The sequence below is a fragment of the Bowmanella denitrificans genome, assembly GCF_002887595.1.
Lineage (GTDB): Bacteria > Pseudomonadota > Gammaproteobacteria > Enterobacterales > Alteromonadaceae > Bowmanella > Bowmanella denitrificans.
Window position 1 is genome coordinate 1 of record NZ_PEBU01000035.1, and the last position, 1,334, is coordinate 1,334.

Sequence of the window (1,334 nt, forward strand, 5' to 3'; positions counted from 1 at the left end):
TCGATTCCTTAGTCATATGGTCATTTGCTGAAGTGTGTATAAGGGACTAAGGTCAGAAGACCGAAGGACCCGGACATAAAGCAATGGCTTGCCGCGCACGTCTCAATCTGGCGGGTGTTCCTCAGCACTTGGTGCAGCGGGGCAACAACCGTCAAGTTTGCTTCTATATTGACCAGGATTATGCGGTTTATCTGGATAAGCTAAAAGAGTACAGCCGCCGTTATAAGGTGGCGGTGCATGCTTTTGTGCTGATGACAAATCATGTGCATTTGCTGGTGACACCCACAACGCCCTCGGGTGTGAGCCAGATGATGCAAGCGCTAGGGCGTTACTACGTACGTTATATCAATATTACCCATGGCCGCAGCGGTACCTTATGGGAAGGGCGTTATAAGTCGTCCCTGGTTGATAGTGAACATTATTTGTTGGTAACAGTCCGGTGATCACCGCCTAGCTTTTGTTGAAGTTCCATGGCAGGAGGTGGTCAACATCTTCTCCAGGATGCAGGGTGGGCAGTTCTTTAAACAGGTAGTTCAGATAATCGAAGGGTACCAGGCCGTTGGCCTTGGCGGTTTCCACCAGGCTGTAGCGGAACTAACAAGACACCCACCACAACTTGACTGAATTTTAAACAGGTCTAGTCTTGGTTAGATGGGATCAAGGGGTCGGGATCAAGGGGTCAGAGTTGTCGATTCCTCGATTCCTCGATTCCTCGATTCCTCGATTCCTTAGTCATATGGTCATTTGCTGAAGAGTGTATAAGGGACTAAGGTCAGAAGACCGAAGGACTCGGATATAAAGCAATGGCTCGCCGCCCGCGTCTCAATCTGGCGGGTGTTCCTCAGCACTTGGTGCAGCGGGGCAACAACCGTCAAGTTTGTTTCTATATTGACCAGGATTATGCGGTTTATCTGGATAAGCTAAAAGAGTACAGCCGCCGTTATAAGGTGGCGGTGCATGCTTTTGTGCTGATGACAAATCATGTGCATTTGCTGGTGACACCCACAACGCCCTTGGGTGTGAGCCAGATGATGCAAGCACTAGGGCGTTACTACGTACGTTATATCAATATTACCCATGGCCGCAGCGGTACCTTATGGGAAGGGCGTTATAAGTCGTCCCTGGTTGATAGTGAACATTATTTGTTGTTAGTCAGCCGCTATATAGAGCTTAATCCGGTGCGGGCCAACATGGTGGCCCATCCTGCCGAATATCCCTGGTCAAGCTATCAGCATAAGGATCAAGGGGTCAGAGTTGTCGATTCCTCGATTCCTCGATTCCTCGATTCCTTAGTCATATGGTCATTTGCTGAAGAGTGTATAAGGGACTAAGGC

The 1,334-nt window shown here is 49.2% G+C and carries 1 protein-coding gene and 2 pseudogenes; 2 read left to right on the top strand and 1 reads right to left on the bottom strand.

Annotated elements, in window-relative coordinates:
* The first annotated feature begins 83 nt into the window (after window positions 1-83).
* Window positions 84-443, top strand: coding sequence for a transposase (locus CSR04_RS24615; protein ID WP_102798996.1), 360 nt, complete (start codon window positions 84-86; stop codon window positions 441-443).
* A gap of 7 nt (window positions 444-450) precedes the next feature.
* On the opposite strand, the pseudogene CSR04_RS24620 reads toward CSR04_RS24615, so the two are convergent.
* Window positions 451-588 (bottom strand): annotated as a pseudogene (locus CSR04_RS24620) (transposase domain-containing protein); the annotation flags it as partial.
* Window positions 589-803: 215 nt separating this feature from the next.
* Between CSR04_RS24620 and CSR04_RS24625 the strand changes: the two are divergent.
* A pseudogene (locus CSR04_RS24625) lies at window positions 804-1,235 on the top strand (transposase); the annotation flags it as partial.
* Window positions 1,236-1,334 lie beyond the last annotated feature (99 nt).